Here is a 16758-nt window from a genome sequence, read left to right on the forward strand (position 1 = left end):
CGCCGCGCCGCGCGGCGGGCCTAATCGGCGATCCGCGCCCGGGACGAGATCTGCGCCGGATCGGTGCACAGCTCGACGATGGTCGGGCCGTCATGGGTCAGCGCCCGGCGCAGCGCCGGGGCGAACTCCGCGGTCCGCGTCACCCGCGCGAAGGCCGCGCCCAGCCCCTCGGCCAGCTTGCCGAAATCCGGATTGACCAGATCGGTGCCCGAGACCCGCCCGGGATGGGCCCGTTCCTGATGCATGCGGATGGTGCCGTAGCGACCGTTGTTGAAGAGCAGCACGATCGGCCGGCCGCCATGCTGCACCGCGGTGGCGATCTCCTGCCCGCTCATCATGAAGCCGCCATCGCCGACGCAGGCCAGCACCGCCCGTTCGGGCGCGGCGAGCGACGCCGCCACCGCCGCCGGCACCGCGTAGCCCATCGCCCCGCAGGTCGAGCCGAGCTGCCGCCCCGGCCGCCCGAAGCGCAGGAAGCGCTGCGGCCAGCCGGTATGGTTGCCGGCATCGAGGGTGATCACCGCATCCTCGGGCAGCAGGTCGCGCAGCTCGGCCATCGCATGCCCCATATCGAGCCGGAAATCGTGCGGCGGCGGCGCGGTGTCGGCCTCCCAGGCGGCGCGCAGCCGCTGGCGCCAGCCCGGCTCCGCCGCGCCGGAGATCCCGGTCTCGGCCAGCACCTCGGCGGCCTGGCCGGGATCGGCGGCATAGCCCAGGAGCGGCGCGTAGACGCGGCCGATCTCGTCGGCATCGGTATGGACGTGCAGCAGGCGCTGCGCCGGGTGCGGCACTGCGAGCGTGGTGTAGGCGCGGGTGGTGATCTCGCCCAGCCGGGCGCCGAGGACCAGCACCGTGTCGGCCTCGGCCAAGGCCTCGACCAGGTAGGGCGGCACCCCGGTGCCGAACTCCCCGACATAGGAGGACGAGCGGTTGTCGATCACGTCCTGGCGGCGGAACGACACCGCGACCGGCAGATCCGCGGCCTCGGCCAGGCGCCGCAGCGCTGCCGCGCCGGCCGCGTCCCAGCCCGAGCCGCCGGCCAGGATCAGCGGCCGCCGGGCCTCGGCCAGGGCCGCCGCGATCTCCCGCGCCTGGTCCGGGGCGAGGCGGGGCCGCGTCGGCCGGTAGGGCGGCGCGTCGGGCACCGCGACGCGGTCGGTCAGCATGTCCTCGGGCAGCGCCAAAACCACCGGGCCGGGCCGGCCCGAGGTCGCCACCCGGAAGGCGCGGGCGATGTATTCGGGAATGCGCGCCGCGTCGTCGATCTGCGCCGCCCATTTGGCGACCGGGCCGAACATCTGCCGGTAATCGATCTCCTGGAAGCTCTCGCGGTCCAGCGTGTCGCGCGCCACCTGCCCCACCAGCAGGATCATCGGCGTCGAATCCTGCTGCGCGATGTGCACGCCGATGGCGGCGTGGCAGGCGCCGGGGCCGCGCGTCACCATGCAGATGCCCGGCCGCCCCGTGAGCTTGCCGTAGGCCTCGGCCATGTTGGCGGCGCCGGCCTCGTGACGGGCATTGTAGAGCGTGAAGCGGTCGCGCACGTCGTGCAGCGCGTCGAGCACCTCGAGATAGCTTTCCCCCGGCACGCAGAAGGCGCGGTCGGCGCCGTGGATCAGCAATTGCTCCACCAGCACCTGGCCGCCGCTGCGCTCCGCCTTGCCGCCCGAATCCATCGCCCGTCGCCTCCTGTTGCCTCACCTCGGGCGAGGCGACACGATCGCGCCCGCCCTGTCCAGCCGCCATTGTCCCGCCCGCGCGGCGCCCGCGGCGGCTCAGCGGCTCCGGACCAGACCGGAGAGCGAGGCCGAGACCGCGAAGATCGCCGCGAGGGTGCAGACGATGGTCGGCCCGGTCGGGGTGTCATAGGCGAAGGACAGGCGCAATCCGACGGCGGCGGCGGCCGCCCCGGTCAGCGCCGCCAGCACCGCCATCGCCTCGGGGTTGCGGGCGAAGGGCCGCGCCGCCGCCGCCGGGACGATCAGCAGGGCGGTGATCAGCAGCACGCCGACCACCTTGATCGCCACCGCCACCACCACCGCCAGCGCCAGGGTCAGGACCAGTTCCTCGCGCCGCGGATCGATGCCGGCGGCGCGGGCCAGGTCGGGGTTCAGCGTCGCGGTGAGCAGCGCCGACCAGCGCCAGGCCACGAGCCCCAGGACCAGCGCCGCGCCGCCCCAGATCACCCCGAGATCGGCCTGCGAGACCGACAGGATGTCGCCGAAGAGATAGGCCATGAGGTCGATGCGCACGCCGGACAGGAAGGACACCGAGACCAGCCCGAAGGCCAGCGCCGAATGCGCCATCACGCCCAGCAGCGTGTCCATGGCGTAGCCGCGCCCGGTGAGCAGCGTCACCGCCGCCGCCATCACCAGCGCCACCAGCAGCGCCCCGGCAAAGACCGGCAGCGCCAGCGCCAGCGACAGCGCCACGCCGAGGATCGCCGCATGCGCCGTGGCATCGCCGAAATAGGCCATGCGGCGCCAGACCACGAAGCAGCCCAGCGGCGCCGCGGCCAGCGCCGTGCCGATCCCGGCCAACGCGGCGCGGATCATGAAATCGTCGAGGATCATGCCGGTTCGCGCTCCTGCCGGGCAGCGCCGTGATCATGGCCGCAGCCGGGCCCGTGGTCGTGGCCGTCTCCGTGGCCATCTCCGTGATCGTGGCTGTGGTCGTGGCTGTGGCGGTAGAGCGCCAGCGTGCCCTGGGTGCCGGCGCCGAAGAGCCGGCGGTAATCCGGCGCCTCGGAGACCACCTCGGGCGTGCCCTCGCAGCAGACATGGCCGTTGAGGCAGACCACCCGGTCCGAGGCGCTCATCACCACGTGCAGGTCGTGGCTCACCATCAGCACCGCGCAGCCGGTCTCGGCCCGGACCTCCTCGATGCGGCGGTAGAAGGCGGCGGCGCCGGGCTGGTCGAGCCCCGCCGTCGCCTCGTCGAGGATCAGCAGGTCGGGCCGCTCCAGCAGCGCGCGGGCCAGCAGCACGCGCTGGAACTGCCCGCCCGAGAGCCCCGCCATCTGCTGGCGGCCGAGATCGGGCACCCCGGCCCGGGCCAGGGCGGCCTCGGCCTCCGCCCGCGCGACGCGGCGCGGCAGGCCCAAGAACCGCGTCACGGTGATCGGCAGGGTCGGGTCGAGCACCAGCCGCTGCGGCACGTAGCCCAGCCGCAGCCCGGGGCGCCGGCGCACCCGCCCTTCCGTCGGGCGGATGCCGCCCAGCAGGGTCCGGATCAGCGTCGACTTGCCGGAGCCGTTGGGGCCCACAATGGTGACGATCTCGCCCGGATCGACGTGGAAATCCACGCCCGCGAGCGCCGGCGCGCCGCCATGGCGCACGGTCAGCCCGCTGGCCTCGATCAGCGGCGCGGTCATGCCGCGTCCTGATGCGCGCAGTCGGGGCAGAGCCCCACCGCCTCGCGCACCGCGGCCTCGATGGCAAAGCCGGTGGCCGCCGCGGCGCGTCCCAGTTCGCCCGCCTGCGGGTCCGAATCGGCCTCCACCACGCGGCGGCAGGTGCGGCAGATCAGGAAGGCCGGCGCGTGGCCGGCGGTGCCGCGGGTGCAGGCCACGAAGGCGTTGAGCCGTTCGATGCGGTGGGCGAAGCCGTTGCTGACGAGGAAATCCAGTGCCCGGTAGGCCACCGGCGGCTGCGAGCCCAGCCCCTCGTCGCGCAGCCGGTCGAGGATCTCGTAGGCCCCCATGGCCTTGTGCTCGGCCAGCAGCATTTCCAGCACCCGCCGGCGCACCGCGGTCAGTTGCAGCCCCGCCTCGGCGCAGCGCTGCTCCACCGCGGTGAGCCCGCCTTCGATGCAGTCGTGGTGATCATGGGCACGAAACGCCTGTCGCGACATTCCCGGGCTCCCTCGAGCGAAAGACAATTGCTCTGTTATGTTATTTCACCTAGATCCCATTGTCGAACGTTATGTCATAACAGGTCCCGCCATGCTCTCCATTCGTCCCCTCGCCGCGCTCACCCTCGGGATCGGTCTCCCGCTCGCCACGGCCGCAGAGGCCGAGGCGCCCCGTGTGGTGACCGACATCGCGCCCGTGCACAGCCTCGCGGCACGGGTGATGCAGGGGGTCGGCACGCCCGAGATGGTGCTGCCGAGCGACGCCTCGGCGCATCACCACGCGCTGCGCCCCTCCGAGGCGCGGGCGCTCCAGCAGGCCGACGCGGTGTTCTGGGTCGGCCCCGACCTGACGCCGTGGCTGGCCGAAGCCATCGACACCCTGTCCCCCGAGGCGGCGCGCCGGGCGCTGCTCTCGGCCGAGACGACGCTCCGCCTGGACTACCGCGAGGATGCGGTCTTCCGGATCGAGGCGGCGTCGCAGCCGGAAACCGGCGCAGGGGGAGACGCGGAAGACCATGGCGACGGCCAGGACGAAGGCACCCCCGCGGAGGCGCAGGATGACGGACACAACCACGCCGAGGACGCGGAGAACCACGCGGCGCACGGGGAGCACGAAGACGCGGACCACGGGCAGGACGACCACGGGCACGAGGAGCACGGGCACGAGGAGCACGGGCACGAGGACCACGGCCACGCGCATGGCGCCGGCGGCGATCCGCATGCCTGGCTCGACCCGGAGAACGGCAAGGCCTGGCTCGACCTGATCGCCGACGACCTGGCGCGGATCGACCCCGAAAACGCCGAGGCCTACCGCGCCAATGCCGCGGCCGGAAAGGCCGAGATCGACGCCGCCCGGGCCGAGATCGAGGCCAGCCTGGCGCCGCTGCGCAACCGGCCCTTCCTGGTCTTCCACGACGCCTTCCAGTATTTCGAGCGCCGCTTCGACCTGCCGGCGGCCGGCGCCATCGCCTTCGCCGATGCCAGCGACCCGAGCCCGGCGCGGCTGGCCGCGATCCGCGACGCCGCCGCATCTTCGGGGGCGGCCTGCGTGCTGGCCGAACCGCAATTCAAGTCCGGCCTCGTCGAGACGGTGTTCGCCGGCGCGCCGGTTGAGATCGCGATCATCGACCCGGCGGGCGGCGGCCTGACCCCGGGCCCCGAGCTCTACCGCGATCTCCTGCGCGGCGTGGCGGCGAAGATCGCCGAGTGCCTCTGAGCCTCAGCCCGCGCCGCAGCCGCCCCGGCCGAAGCGCGCCGCGGCGGCCGGCGCGGCCTCGGCGCGCTCGAATTCCAGCGTCGAATGGTGGATGCCGAACTCGGCGGCCAGCCGCGCCTTGATCTCCGCCTTCACCGCCTCGAAACGCGGCCAGGCGGCGGCGTCGAGGACCACGTGGCAATCGAGCGCCGCCTCGTGTTCCTGCATTTCCCACAGATGGACGTGGTGCAGCTCCGCCACCCCGTCCACCGCCCCGAGGCCGGCGATCAGCGCGTCGGTGTCGATGTCCGGCGGGCTGCCCAGCATCAGCGTCCGGATCGGGGCGCCGATCTCGCGCAGCGCCAGCCACAGGATGTAGAGCGCGATGCCAAGCGTCACCACGGGGTCCACCAGCCGCCAGTCGTAGAGCAGGATCAGCACGCCGCCGCCCACCACCGCCAGCGAGGCCAGCGCGTCCGCGAGGTTGTGCAGGAACAGCGCGCGGATGTTCAGGCTGCCCTTCTGCATCGAATAGGTCAGGGCCGCGGTGAACCCGTCCACCGCCAGCGCCACCGCGCCGAGCGCCACCACCACCCAACCCGCCACCGCGGGCGGATCGAGGAGCCGCAGGATGCCCTCGTAGATCAGGTAGACCCCGACCAGCACCAGGGTGACGTAATTGACCAGCGCCGCGACGACCTCGATGCGGCCATAGCCGAAGGTCATGCGCGCATCCGCCGGGCGCCGCGCCACCTTGCGGGCGGTGAAGGCGATGACCAGCGAGGCCATGTCCGACAGGTTGTGCAGCGCATCGGCGATCAGGGCGAGGCTGCCCGACAGCAGGCCGCCGGCGATCTGCGCCACGGTCAGGAGGGCATTGGCCCAGATCGCCACCGTGACCCGGCGGTCGCCGCTTTCGGGGTCGAGGCCGTGATCGTGGGGCATGGCGCATCCTCCCGGCCCCGCGGGGCCGGGATCACGATGACCGGGCGGGCGGCGCCGTCAAGCCCGGCGGCGGCGCTCAGAGGTTCTCGTATTGCGGCATGCCGAGGACGTGGTAGCCGCCATCGACGCAGATCACCTCGCCGGTGGTGCAGGCGCCGGCATCCGAGACCAGCCAGAGCGCGGTGCCCCCCACCGCCTCGAGCGTGGCGTTGTTGCGCAGCGGCGCGTTGGCCTCGGTGTGCTTGAAGCTCTTGCGGGCCCCGCCGATCGCCGCCCCGGCCAGCGTCTTCATCGGCCCCGGCGAGATCGCGTTCACCCGGATGCCGTCCGGGCCGAGATCGTTGGCGAGGTAGCGGGTGGCCGATTCCAGCGCCGCCTTGGCGACCCCCATGACATTGTAGTTCGGCACCACCTTGTTGGAGCCCTGGTAGGTCAGGGTCAGCATCGTACCGCCATTCTCGACCATCAGCGGATGCGCCCGGCGCGCCACCTCGATGAAGGAGTAGCAGGAGATCTCCAGCGAATGCTTGAAGTTCGCCCGGCTGGTGTTGATGAAGCGCCCGGTCAGTTCGGACTTGTCCGAATAGGCGATGGCATGGACCAGGAAATCGAGGCGGTCCCAGCGTTCGCCCAGCGCCGCGAAGGCGGCGTCGAGCGAGGCGTCGTCGCAGACATCGACGTCGAACAGCAGGTCCGATCCGACCTGCGCCGCCAAGGGCGCCAGCCGCGCGCCGAAGGCCGGGCCCTGATGGGTGAAGGCAAGCTCGGCACCGGCGCCGTGCAGCGCCCGCGCGATACCCCAGGCGATCGACCTCTCGTTGGCGACGCCCATCACCAAGCCGCGCTTGCCCGTCAATTGTCCCATCGATCTATCCGTTTTTCTGGTGAAAGGGCGCCCGGTCAGTCGCGGTAGCGGCTGAGCAGCATCGAGCCGTTGGTGCCGCCGAAGCCGAAGGAATTGGTCATCACCGTGTCGAGCCCGGCCGCGTCGACGCGGGAGGTGGCGATCTCGGCCGGGTTCAGCGCCGGGTCCAGCGTCTCCACGTTGATCGAGGGCGCGATGAAATCGTCCTGCAGCATCAGCAGGCAATAGACCGCCTCCTGCGCGCCGGTGGCGCCCTGGCTGTGGCCGGTCATCGACTTGGTCGAGGAGACCGGCGGCGTCGCGCCCTCGCCGAAGACCCGGCGCACCGCCTCGATCTCGCCCACGTCGCCCACCGGGGTCGAGGTGCCGTGGGCGTTGATGTAGCCGACCTTACGGTCGCCGGGCAGCGTCTTCAGCGCCAGCCGCATCGCGCGCTCGCCGCCCTCGCCCGAGGGCGCGACCATGTCGTGGCCGTCCGAGGTGGCGCCGTAGCCGGTGATCTCGGCGTAGATCTTGGCGCCGCGGGCCTTCGCCCGCTCCAGATCCTCGAGCACGAGCATGCCGCCGCCGCCGCCGATCACGAAGCCGTCGCGGTCGGCATCGAAGGCGCGGCTCGCGCGCTCCGGGGTGTCGTTGTACTTGGACGACATCGCCCCCATGGCGTCGAACAGGCAGGACAGGGTCCAGTCCAGCTCCTCGCCGCCGCCGGCGAACATCAGGTCCTGCTTGCCCAGCATGATCTGCTCGGCGGCATTGCCGATGCAGTGCAGCGAGGTCGAGCAGGCCGAGGTGATCGAGTAGTTGATGCCCTTGATCCTGAACGCCGTCGACAGGTTGGCCGAGATCGTCGAGGACATGCATTTCGGCACCGCGGTGGGGCCGATGCGCTTGGGCGCGCCGGATTTCAGCACGGTCTGGTGGGCGGCGAACATGGCGCTGGTCGAGGGCCCGCCGGACCCGGCGATCAGGCCGGTCGACTCGGCCGAGATGTCGGCCTCGGTCAGCCCGGCATCGGCGATCGCCTGGCTCATGGCGATATGCGCGTAGGCCGCCCCCGGCCCCATGAAGCGCAGGGTGCGCTTCTCGACATGGTCCTTGATGTCGAGCTTGATGTCGCCGGCAACCCGGCTGCGGAAGCCGTGCTCGGCCATTTCCTCGTTGGCCCGGATGCCCGACTTGCCCGCTTTCAGCGAGGTGCGGACCTCCTCGGCATCGTTGCCGATCGAAGACACGATCCCCAGACCGGTAACCACCACGCGGCGCATGAACGCTCCCTTCGTTGCTGCCCGGGGCTACCTAAGCAAGCTGGCGCAGCCACACAAGAGGATATGGCCCGACGGCGCGGCGCTTTACCGGGCCCGGGCCGGCTGCTAGCCTCGCCCGCAAGACCTTTTCAGCAAGTCATTTCCGGAGACACCGCATGGAGCCGCAGGGCCTCGATCCGCAGATCCGCACCCATCTCGTGCTGGGCCGGCTGACGCATTACTACGCCATCATGCAGACCACGATCCTGGGCTTTCTGGGCCTCGCCACGCTGGCCGGCTTCGGCGCTGCGGACGGGTTCGCCCTGGCGGTGCTGACCCTCGCGGTGAGCGGCTACGGCATCCTCGCCGGCTCGGCGGCGCTGACCGATCTGCAGAACCTGGTGAAGGATCTCGACCCGATCACCCGCGGCTCGCATTACGGCCGCGGCCTCGAACGCCGCGATATCGGGCGATTGCGGACGACCTCCGCAGCGCTCGTGGGCGCGGTCGGGCTGGCCCTGCTGATCGCCTTGGCGCTCTGAGACCGGTGCGCCGGGCCGGTCGGCGGGGCCGCGACCCCGTTCCCGGAGTGCCCCCTGCCGGGGCCGCGCCGTCAGCTTTCGGACAGCGCGACCTTCATGTCCTTGACCTGGTAGATGACCTCGCCATCGGCCTCGACGATGCCGTCCGCGACCCCCATGGTGAGCCGCCGCGTCTGCACAGCCTTGGTGAAATCCACCTTGTAGGTCAGCATCTTGCGGTCCGGGCGCACCATGCCGGTGAGCTTCACCTCGCCGACGCCCAGGGCATAGCCGCGGCCCTTCCAGCTGCGCCAGCCGAGGTTGAACCCGGTGAGCTGCCAGAGCCCGTCGAGCCCGAGACAGCCGGGCATGATCGGGTTGCCGGGGAAGTGGCATTCGAAGAACCACAGGTCCGGGGTGATGTCGAATTCCGCCCGCACATGGCCCTTGCCATGCGCGCCGCCATCGCCCGAGATGTCGGTGATGCGGTCCATCATCAGCATCGGCGGCTCGGGCAGCTGCGCGTTGCCGGGCCCGAACAGCTCGCCCCGGGCGCATTTCAGCAGGTCGTCCTTGTCGAAGCTGGTGGGATAGCTGGTCGTGTCTTCGGCCATGCGCCGGCGCCTCGCTTCGGTAATTTCGGGTCCGCCCCGTCTATCATCGGCGCTTCGCCGCTGGCAAGCCTGCCCCGGAGCGCGGCCGGAATGCCGCAGAGCCGCATATTCGTTTGAAATCGTAGGCCTCCGACCCCTATATTGGCGCTGAGATGGATCAGCAGGCACGCATGCACCCGGAAGCGACCGATCGCGGCACCCGATGGCTCAGCAAGGCCGGGCTGCGCCCGACGCGGCAGCGCGTGGCGCTGGCGGCGCTTCTGGTCGGCGACGGCGAGGATCGCCACGTCACCGCGGAAAGTCTCTTTGCCGCCGCCAAGTCGCGCGGCGAGAAGGTGTCGCTGGCGACCGTCTACAACACCCTGCGCGCCTTCTGCGAGGCCGGGCTGATGCAGGAAGTGACGGTGGACGGCTCGAAGAGCTACTTCGACACCAAGACCCACGACCACCCGCATTTCTACTGGGAAGACGATTCCCGGCTCACCGACGCGCCGGCCGACCAGCTCGAGATCCTGCGCCTGCCGGACCCGCCCGAGGGCGCCGAGATCGCCAGCGTCGACGTGGTGATCCGCCTGCGCCGGCGCTGAGGCGCCCCCCGCCCCGGCACCGCGGCAGGCTCCGCCCCGGCTCCACGGCGCTGCCGGACGGCTGACCGGCTCAGGGCGTCGGCGCGAGCGGCATTCTGCGCCCGCCCTGCCAGACCGCGCAGAGCTCCAGCCCCTCCGAGAAGTGGCACAGATCGGCCCGCGCCCCGGGCCGCAGCAGCCCGAGATCGCGCCGCCCGATGGCCGCGGCGGGCCGCGAGGTGGCCATGGCCAGCGCCTCCTCCAGCCCGGCCCCGGCGGCGCGCATCACCCGCATCGCCCGCGGCAGGTCGAGATCGGCCCCGGCCAGGGTGCCGTCGGCCAGCGTCAGCCGCCCGGCTCGGCGCAGCACCGCCCGCCCGTTCAGGGTAAAGCCGGCATCGCTTGTCCCCGCCGGCGCCATGGCGTCGCTGACCAGGAACAGCCGATCGGGCTTGGCCAGCCGCGCCACCCGCAGCGCCGCCGGGTCCACATGCACCCCGTCGGCGATGATCCCGGCCCAGAGCGCCGGCTCGGCCAGGGCCGCGCCGACGAGCCCCGGCGCGCGGTGCCCGAGCGGGCTCATGGCGTTGTAGAGATGGGTGACCATCGTGGCCCCGGCGGCGCCGGCCGCGGCGGCCTCGCCGGCGCTGCAATCGCTGTGGCCCAGCGAGACCACCGCCCCGGCCCCGACCAGGGCGGCGATCTGCTCCGGCGTCGCGGCCTCGGGCGCCAGGGTGACGAGCAGGCTCGGCAGTTCCGCGGCGGCGGCGCAGAGCCGCTCCAGATCCTCCGCCGTCATCGGGCGGATCAGGCCCGCGTCATGCGCCCCCTTGCGCGACGGCGCGAGGTGCGGCCCCTCGAGATGCAGCCCGGCGATCCCCGGCACGCCGCGGGCCACGGCCTCCCGCACCGCCGCGATCGCCTCGGCGCCGCGCTCCGGGCGGTCGGTGATCAGGGTCGGAAGCAGCGCGGTGGCGCCGAGCCCGGCATGCGCCCGCGCCATCTGGCGCAGCGTCTCGAGCGTCGGCGCGGCATTGAACAGCGCCCCGCCGCCGCCATTGACCTGCAGGTCGACGAGCCCGGGCGCGAGGATGCCGCCGTCCAGCTCGACAAGGCCGGCCCCGCGGCGCGGCCCGATCTCCGACAGGCCGGCGACGCGCCCGTCCTCGATCACCAGCCCGAAGCCGTCGAGCAGGCGCGCCCCGTCGAAGACGCGCGCCCCGGCCAGGATCGTCCGGGTCACGCCGGAAGCTCCGCGAACCGGCGGGCCCGCGCCTCGGCGCCGTCGAGCGCGCTGCCCCGGGGCGCGATCAGCGCCGCCCGCGCCGCCTCCGAAAGCCAGTCCCGGTAGGTCGGGCCGAGCCCGCCCAAGAGGCAGAGCGGCTCCGTCCCCGTCCAGCCCAAAGCCGCCAGCCCGCGCTCCAGATAGGCCGCGCCCTCCTGCATCAGCGCCCGCGCCGCGGCGTCTCCTGCAGCCGCGGCGGCGACGATCCCGGGGGCCAGGCGGGCGAAATCGGCCGGCCCCGCCGCGGCGGCGAAGGCCACGATGCCCGAGACCCCGCCGCGTTCGGCCAGGAGCGCGCGGGTGAGGTCGGTCTCGGGCGCCAGCCCCTCGGCGGCGTGCAAAGCGCGGGCCAGCGCCTGCCGGCCGAGCCAGCCGCCCGAGGCCTCGTCGCCGAGGATCAGGCCGTGCCCGCCCAGCGCGCGGGCGCCGCCGGGCCCCTGTCGCGCCAGAAAGGAGCCGGTGCCGATGCCGGCCACCGCGCCGCGCGCCCCGCCGAGCGCCCCGGCCAGCGCCGCCTGCCAGTCCTCCTCCACCACCGCGCGCGCCAGCGGCAGGGCGCGCCGCACCCGCGCCGCGATCTCCGCGTCGATCACCCCCGCCAGGGCGAGGCAGGCCGGAGCGCCCCGTAGGTCGCGGCCGACCTCGCCCGCCAGCCGGTCGAAGCCGTCGCGGAGCACCGCCAGCGCGGCGTCGAAATCGGTCGAGACATTGGCCGGGCCCAGCGTCACCAGGCGCCGCGTCCCGCCGTCGGCCCAGAGGAACCGGCAGCTGCTGCCCCCGCCATCCACCGCGATGATGCCCGTCATGCCGCAGCCTCCCGCCGGCGCCGCGCGCGCCGCCATGCTCTGTGGTGCCCGCGGCCGGACTCGAACCGGCACGCCGTGCGGCTAGGGATTTTAAGTCCCCTGTGTCTACCATTCCACCACGCGGGCCCGCCGGCGGACCCTAGCCGAGCGCCGCGGCGGGGAAAAGGCGTCCCGCGGGGTCAGAGATCGGTGCCCGCGGGCGGCACCAGGAGGTGGCGTTCGGTGATCCAGGGATTGAGCGCCAGCGCCGCGCGGAGGCTCGCCTGGGCCTCGTCGAGGCGGCCCAGCGCCATCAGCGTCACCGCCTTGCCGGCCAGCGCCGGAACGTGGCGCGGATTGCGCGCCAGCGCGGCCTCGAGATCGGGCAGCACGGCGGCGTAATCCTGCTGCAGGAAGGTCACGAAGGCGCGCTGGTTGTAGCCCTCGGCGTAATCCGGGCAATACGCCACCAGCCGGTCGAAGGCGTCCCGCGCCGCCAGGAGGTCGTAGGCCTCGCGCGCCTGCACGCCGCGGTCGAGAAGGGTCTGGGCGACCTCGTCCGGGGCGTCGGCCCAGAACCGCCACATGCGCGCCATCAGGGCGCGCCCGGCCGCCTCGCTGGGCGCCGCGCGGGCCTCGGCGAAGAGCGCGTCGAGCGCCGCCCGGTGATCCGGGGCCGGCGGGCACTCCGCCGACGCGGGCCCGGCGCCGAAAAGCGCCGCGGCGCACAGGCAGGCGACGACGGGGCGATACATCCCCCGATGCTCCGGGGCGCCGCCCCGAGGGTCAAGTCACGTCGGCGAGACCGTCCTCCTTGACCGCCTGCATGGCGACGTAGGTCGAGGTCGCGGCGATGTGCGGCAAGGTCGAGATCTTCTCCGCCAGGACCCGCCGGTAGCTGCGCATGTCGCGGGTGCGGACCTTCAGCAGGTAGTCGAAATTGCCGGCGATGAGATGCGCCTGCTCGATCTCGGCGATGCGCGCCACGGCGGCGTTGAAGGCCGCCAGCGCCGCCTCGCGGGTGTCGGAGAGCCGCACCTCGACGAAGGCCACGTGGTCGAGACCCAGCCGGATCGGGTCGAGGATGGCGCGGTAGCCGCGGATCGCCCCGACCTCCTCGAGCCGCCGCAGCCGCGCCTGGGTGGGGGATTTCGACAGCCCGATGCGGCGCGACAATTCGGTCACCGAGATGCGGCCGTCCTCGGCCAGATGGGTCAGGATGGCCTGGTCGAAACGGTCCAGATCGAGTGCGTCTGTTTGCATCAGAATGACCTTTCAATTCGGGCGAAACGCCCGCCCGATTGCAACTCTTAAGGAAAACATACTTCCGATACGCTGCTAATCTAGCAAAAAAGGATCGGAGGAACGACATGCCCAGAGACGCCGCCCCCGGCCCGCGCGACACCATCGACCCGCTGAGCTACGCGGCGGAGGCGCCGATCGTCGCGCGGCTGCGCGAGGAGACCCGGCTCGACCCGGCCCAACGGCAGACCATCGCGGAGCGCGCGGCGGCGCTGGTGCGCGACATCCGCGGCCATGCAAGGCCCGGGCTGATGGAAAGCTTCCTCGCGGAATACGGCCTCTCCACCGACGAGGGCATCGCCCTGATGTGCCTCGCCGAGGCGCTGCTCAGGGTGCCCGACGCGGAAACCATCGACGCGCTGATCGAGGACAAGATCGCGCCGTCGGACTGGGGCAAGCATATGGGCCATTCGACCTCGTCGCTGGTCAATGCCTCGACCTGGGCGCTGATGCTGACGGGCTCGGTGCTGAAGGACCGCGAACCGGGGCCGGTGGCGCATCTGCGCGGCGCCCTGAAGCGGCTGGGCGAGCCGGTGATCCGCCGCGCCGTGGGCCAGGCCATGCGGGTGATGGGCCAGCAATTCGTGCTGGGCGAGACCATCGAGGCGGCGATGAGGCGCGCCGCGTGGATGGAGGAGAAGGGCTACACCTATTCCTACGACATGCTGGGCGAGGCGGCCCGCACCGAGGCCGATGCCCGGCGCTACCACCTGTCCTATTCGCGCGCCATCAACGCCATCTCGGCGGCGGCGACGTCGAAGGACATCCGCGACAATCCCGGCATCTCGGTCAAGCTCTCGGCGCTGTCGCCGCGCTACGACGAGTTGCAGCGCGTCACCGTGATGGACAGCGTGGTGCCACGGCTCCGCACGCTCTGCCAGCTCGCCCGCTCGGCCGGCATCGGGCTCAACATCGACGCCGAGGAGGCGGACCGGCTGGCGATCTCGCTCGACGTCATCGAGGAGGTGCTGTCGGAGCCCGCGCTGAAGGGCTGGGACGGCTTCGGCGTGGTGGTGCAGGCCTACGGCAAGCGCGCCGGCCCGGTGCTCGACTGGCTGCACGACCTGGCCGCCCGGCTCGACCGGCGGATCATGGTGCGGCTGGTCAAGGGCGCCTACTGGGACACCGAGATCAAGCGCGCCCAGGTCGCCGGGGTCGACGGCTTCCCGGTCTTCACCTCGAAGGCGGCGACCGACATCTCGTATCTCGCCTGCGCGCGCAAGCTGCTCGGCATGACCGACCGCATCTACCCGCAATTCGCCACCCACAACGCCCATAGCTGCGCCGCGGTGCTGCAGATGGCGGACGAGATGCAGGTGCCGCGGGCCGCCTGGGAGTTCCAGCGCCTGCACGGCATGGGCGAGGCGCTCTACGACATCCTGATGCGCCAGGACGACGTGCGCTGCCGCATCTACGCGCCGGTCGGCGCGCATCGCGACCTGCTGGCCTATCTGGTCCGGCGGCTGCTCGAGAACGGCGCCAATTCCTCCTTCGTCAACCGCATCGTCGACGAGAGCGTGCCGCCCGAGAAGGTGGCCGAGGATCCCTTCGAGGCGGTGCGCGACCCCGGCCTGCCCACCGGTCCCGAGCTCTTCGCGCCGGAGCGGCGCAATTCGCGCGGCTGGGACATCCGCGACCGCCCCACCCGGGCCGAGATCGAGGCCGCCCGCGGCGCCTTTGCCGGGCATCGCTGGCAGGCCGAGCCGATCCTCGCCCCGGAGGCCGTGCTGGCGGCGGAGGGCGAACCGGTGCCCTGCCCCAACCCCGCCGATCCCGCGGACATCGTGGGCCAGGTGCGCTGGACCGCGCCCGAGACGGTGACCGCCGCCGCCGCTGCCGCCCGGCCTTGGCAGGCCCCGGCCGCCGAGCGCGCCGCGGTGCTGAACCGCGCCGCCGATCTCTACGAGGCGCAGTACGGCGAGCTCTTCGCGATCCTGCACCGCGAGGCCGGCAAGTCGCTGCTCGACGCCGTGGCCGAACTGCGCGAGGCGGTGGACTTCCTGCGCTACTACGCCGCTCGGGCCGAGAGCGAGCTGGCCCCGGTGGGCGCCTTCGCCTGCATCTCGCCGTGGAATTTCCCGCTGGCGATCTTCACCGGGCAGATCGCCGCGGCGCTGGCCGCGGGCAACGCGGTGCTGGCCAAGCCGGCCGAGCAGACGCCGCTGATCGCCCACCGCGCGACCCAGCTTTTGCACGAGGCCGGCGTGCCGCGCAGCGCCCTGCAGCTGCTGCCCGGCGCCGGCGCGGTCGGCGCGGCGCTGACCTCCGATCCGCGCATCGGCGGCGTCGCCTTCACCGGCTCCACCGAGACCGCGCAGACGATCCACCGCGCCATGGCCGAGGCGCTCGCCCCGGGCGCGCCGCTGATCGCCGAGACCGGCGGGCTCAACGCGATGATCGTCGATTCCACCGCGCTGCCCGAACAGGCGGTGGCGGCGATCGTCGAATCGGCCTTCCAGTCGGCGGGCCAGCGCTGCTCGGCGCTGCGCTGCCTCTACGTGCAGGAGGACATCGCCGAGGATTTCCTCGAGATGCTGACCGGCGCCATGGAGGCGCTGACGATCGGCCGGCCCTGGGAGGTCGCCACCGATGTCGGCCCGGTGATAGATGAAGAGGCGCGCGACCAGATCGCCGCCTATGTCGATGCCGCCGCGGCGCAGGGACGGCTGCTGAAGCGGATCGAGGTCCCGGCGCAGGGGCATTTCGTCGGCCCGGCGCTGATCCGGGTCTCCGGCATCGCCGATCTGGAGCGCGAGGTCTTCGGCCCGGTGCTGCATGTCGCGACCTTCCGGGCCGAAGAGATCGACGCGGTGATCGACGCGGTGAACGGCCGCGGCTACGGCCTGACCTTCGGCCTGATGACCCGCATCGACGACCGCGTGCAGCACGTCTCGGAGGCGGTCGAGGCCGGCAACGTCTACGTCAACCGCAACCAGATCGGCGCCATCGTGGGCTCCCAGCCCTTCGGCGGCGAGGGCCTGTCGGGTACCGGGCCGAAGGCCGGCGGGCCGCTCTATGTCGACCGCTTCCGGGCGCATCCGGCGCCCGACAGCGCCGCCGAGACCCGGGACGGGGACTGGGACGGCGAAGACACCGCCGAGCGGCTCGCCAAGGCGCTTTACACCGCGCCCGACGGCGCCCCGCCGGAGCGCGCCGAACTGCCCGGCCCGACCGGCGAATCGAACGTCCTGACCACCCTGCCGCGGCCGCCGGTGCTCTGCCTCGGCCCGGGCGCGGACGCGGCCGCGGCGCAGGCCCGCGCGATCCGCGCCCTGGGCGGCAGCGCGGTGGTGGCGCAGGGCCGGGTGCGGCCCGGAACGCTGGCCGGGCTCGACGGCTTCTCGGCGGTGCTGTGGTGGGGCGACGCGCAGCGCGCCCGGGCGCTGCGCCGGGCGCTGGCGGCGCGGCCCGGGCCGATCCGGCCGCTGGTCACCGGCGCGCCCGACCGCGGCCATGCCCGGCTCGAGCGCCATGTCTGCGTCGACACCACCGCCGCCGGCGGCAACGCCAAGTTGCTGAGCGGCGCGGGGGGGGGGGGGGGGGAGAGGGTGCCGGGGGGGGGGGGGGGGAGGGGGGGGGGGGGG

General features: G+C 72.8%; 16 protein-coding genes and 1 tRNA gene. 4 read left to right on the forward strand and 13 right to left on the reverse strand.

Translation table 11 applies throughout. From position 1 onward, the window contains the following. Positions 1-20: 20 nt before the first annotated feature. From ACXYMW_RS03725 to ACXYMW_RS03740, 4 genes are all read right to left on the reverse strand, one after another. The gene (locus tag ACXYMW_RS03725; protein ID WP_459033944.1) at positions 21-1676 is read right to left on the reverse strand and encodes a thiamine pyrophosphate-dependent enzyme; all 1656 of its coding nucleotides are present in this window, start codon (positions 1674-1676) and stop codon (positions 21-23) included. A 99-nt stretch (positions 1677-1775) separates the two neighbouring features. Beyond that, the gene (locus ACXYMW_RS03730; RefSeq protein ID WP_459033945.1) at positions 1776-2573 is read right to left on the reverse strand and encodes an iron chelate uptake ABC transporter family permease subunit; all 798 of its coding nucleotides are present in this window, start codon (positions 2571-2573) and stop codon (positions 1776-1778) included. Then, positions 2570-3373, reverse strand: a complete 804-nt coding sequence (locus ACXYMW_RS03735; protein WP_459033946.1) for a metal ABC transporter ATP-binding protein — start codon at positions 3371-3373, stop codon at positions 2570-2572. The genes ACXYMW_RS03730 and ACXYMW_RS03735 overlap by 4 nt, the downstream gene beginning before the upstream one ends. After that, positions 3370-3852, reverse strand: coding sequence for a Fur family transcriptional regulator (locus ACXYMW_RS03740; RefSeq protein ID WP_459033947.1), 483 nt, complete (start codon positions 3850-3852; stop codon positions 3370-3372). The genes ACXYMW_RS03735 and ACXYMW_RS03740 overlap by 4 nt, the downstream gene beginning before the upstream one ends. Positions 3853-4030: 178 nt before the next feature. On the opposite strand from ACXYMW_RS03740, the gene ACXYMW_RS03745 reads away from it, so the two are divergent. Next, positions 4031-5068 carry a zinc ABC transporter substrate-binding protein gene (locus tag ACXYMW_RS03745; protein WP_459033948.1) on the forward strand — a complete coding sequence of 346 codons (1038 nt, stop codon included), beginning with the start codon at positions 4031-4033 and terminating at the stop codon, positions 5066-5068. Positions 5069-5071: 3 nt separating this feature from the next. Here ACXYMW_RS03745 and ACXYMW_RS03750 read toward each other — a convergent pair whose 3' ends face one another. From ACXYMW_RS03750 to fabB, 3 genes are all read right to left on the reverse strand, one after another. Next, positions 5072-5992, reverse strand: coding sequence for a cation diffusion facilitator family transporter (locus tag ACXYMW_RS03750; RefSeq protein WP_459033949.1), 921 nt, complete (start codon positions 5990-5992; stop codon positions 5072-5074). Between the two features lie 76 nt (positions 5993-6068). Continuing rightward, the gene (locus ACXYMW_RS03755; RefSeq protein WP_459033950.1) at positions 6069-6857 is read right to left on the reverse strand and encodes an enoyl-ACP reductase FabI; all 789 of its coding nucleotides are present in this window, start codon (positions 6855-6857) and stop codon (positions 6069-6071) included. Between the two features lie 35 nt (positions 6858-6892). Then, complete coding sequence (gene fabB / locus ACXYMW_RS03760; protein WP_459033951.1) at positions 6893-8122, reverse strand: beta-ketoacyl-ACP synthase I; 1230 nt, start codon at positions 8120-8122, stop codon at positions 6893-6895. A 155-nt stretch (positions 8123-8277) separates the two neighbouring features. On the opposite strand from fabB, the gene ACXYMW_RS03765 reads away from it, so the two are divergent. Continuing rightward, on the forward strand, positions 8278-8643 hold the full coding sequence (locus ACXYMW_RS03765; RefSeq protein WP_459033952.1) for a hypothetical protein: 366 nt from the start codon (positions 8278-8280) through the stop codon (positions 8641-8643). A 71-nt stretch (positions 8644-8714) separates the two neighbouring features. On the opposite strand, the gene fabA is transcribed toward ACXYMW_RS03765, so the two are convergent. Continuing rightward, a complete protein-coding gene (gene fabA / locus ACXYMW_RS03770; RefSeq protein ID WP_459033953.1) occupies positions 8715-9236 on the reverse strand; it encodes a bifunctional 3-hydroxydecanoyl-ACP dehydratase/trans-2-decenoyl-ACP isomerase in 522 nt (173 codons plus the stop codon). A 170-nt stretch (positions 9237-9406) separates the two neighbouring features. On the opposite strand from fabA, the gene irr reads away from it, so the two are divergent. Next, positions 9407-9823 (forward strand): Fur family transcriptional regulator Irr, encoded by a 417-nt coding sequence (gene irr / locus ACXYMW_RS03775; protein ID WP_459033970.1) that lies wholly within the window; start codon positions 9407-9409, stop codon positions 9821-9823. Positions 9824-9893: 70 nt separating this feature from the next. On the opposite strand, the gene nagA is transcribed toward irr, so the two are convergent. The 5 genes from nagA to ACXYMW_RS03800 all read right to left on the reverse strand — a co-directional run bounded on the left by nagA (position 9894) and on the right by ACXYMW_RS03800 (position 13135). Next, positions 9894-11045 (reverse strand): N-acetylglucosamine-6-phosphate deacetylase, encoded by a 1152-nt coding sequence (gene nagA / locus ACXYMW_RS03780; protein WP_459033954.1) that lies wholly within the window; start codon positions 11043-11045, stop codon positions 9894-9896. After that, positions 11042-11893, reverse strand: coding sequence for a glucosamine kinase nucleotide-binding domain-containing protein (locus ACXYMW_RS03785; protein WP_459033955.1), 852 nt, complete (start codon positions 11891-11893; stop codon positions 11042-11044). The genes nagA and ACXYMW_RS03785 overlap by 4 nt, the downstream gene beginning before the upstream one ends. Positions 11894-11935: 42 nt before the next feature. Then, positions 11936-12019: transfer RNA gene (locus tag ACXYMW_RS03790), tRNA-Leu, on the reverse strand. Positions 12020-12072: 53 nt separating this feature from the next. After that, entirely contained in the window at positions 12073-12627 is a 555-nt protein-coding gene (locus ACXYMW_RS03795) for a tetratricopeptide repeat protein (protein WP_459033956.1), read from the reverse strand. A 31-nt stretch (positions 12628-12658) separates the two neighbouring features. Beyond that, positions 12659-13135: an Lrp/AsnC family transcriptional regulator gene (locus ACXYMW_RS03800; RefSeq protein ID WP_459033957.1), complete on the reverse strand. Its 477-nt coding sequence runs from the start codon at positions 13133-13135 to the stop codon at positions 12659-12661. Between the two features lie 107 nt (positions 13136-13242). Between ACXYMW_RS03800 and putA the strand changes: the two genes are divergently transcribed. Beyond that, positions 13243-16758, forward strand: a 3516-nt coding sequence (gene putA, locus ACXYMW_RS03805) for a bifunctional proline dehydrogenase/L-glutamate gamma-semialdehyde dehydrogenase PutA (protein WP_459033958.1), incomplete at its 3' end; no start/stop codon positions are given.

The organism is Roseivivax sp. CAU 1761, from assembly GCF_054482755.1.

Excerpts from the sequence above, each read along its gene's own strand:
- ACXYMW_RS03740 (WP_459033947.1), bottom strand. The coding sequence starts at position 3,852 with ATGTCGCGACAGGCGTTTCGTGCCCATGATCACCACGACTGCATCGAA.
- ACXYMW_RS03725 (WP_459033944.1), bottom strand. The coding sequence starts at position 1,676 with ATGGATTCGGGCGGCAAGGCGGAGCGCAGCGGCGGCCAGGTGCTGGTG.
- irr (WP_459033970.1), top strand. The coding sequence starts at position 9,407 with ATGCACCCGGAAGCGACCGATCGCGGCACCCGATGGCTCAGCAAGGCC.
- ACXYMW_RS03730 (WP_459033945.1), bottom strand. The coding sequence starts at position 2,573 with ATGATCCTCGACGATTTCATGATCCGCGCCGCGTTGGCCGGGATCGGC.
- fabA (WP_459033953.1), bottom strand. The coding sequence starts at position 9,236 with ATGGCCGAAGACACGACCAGCTATCCCACCAGCTTCGACAAGGACGAC.
- ACXYMW_RS03795 (WP_459033956.1), bottom strand. The coding sequence starts at position 12,627 with ATGTATCGCCCCGTCGTCGCCTGCCTGTGCGCCGCGGCGCTTTTCGGC.
- ACXYMW_RS03785 (WP_459033955.1), bottom strand. The coding sequence starts at position 11,893 with ATGACGGGCATCATCGCGGTGGATGGCGGGGGCAGCAGCTGCCGGTTC.
- ACXYMW_RS03800 (WP_459033957.1), bottom strand. The coding sequence starts at position 13,135 with ATGCAAACAGACGCACTCGATCTGGACCGTTTCGACCAGGCCATCCTG.
- fabB (WP_459033951.1), bottom strand. The coding sequence starts at position 8,122 with ATGCGCCGCGTGGTGGTTACCGGTCTGGGGATCGTGTCTTCGATCGGC.
- ACXYMW_RS03750 (WP_459033949.1), bottom strand. The coding sequence starts at position 5,992 with ATGCCCCACGATCACGGCCTCGACCCCGAAAGCGGCGACCGCCGGGTC.
- ACXYMW_RS03755 (WP_459033950.1), bottom strand. The coding sequence starts at position 6,857 with ATGGGACAATTGACGGGCAAGCGCGGCTTGGTGATGGGCGTCGCCAAC.
- ACXYMW_RS03735 (WP_459033946.1), bottom strand. The coding sequence starts at position 3,373 with ATGACCGCGCCGCTGATCGAGGCCAGCGGGCTGACCGTGCGCCATGGC.
- ACXYMW_RS03765 (WP_459033952.1), top strand. The coding sequence starts at position 8,278 with ATGGAGCCGCAGGGCCTCGATCCGCAGATCCGCACCCATCTCGTGCTG.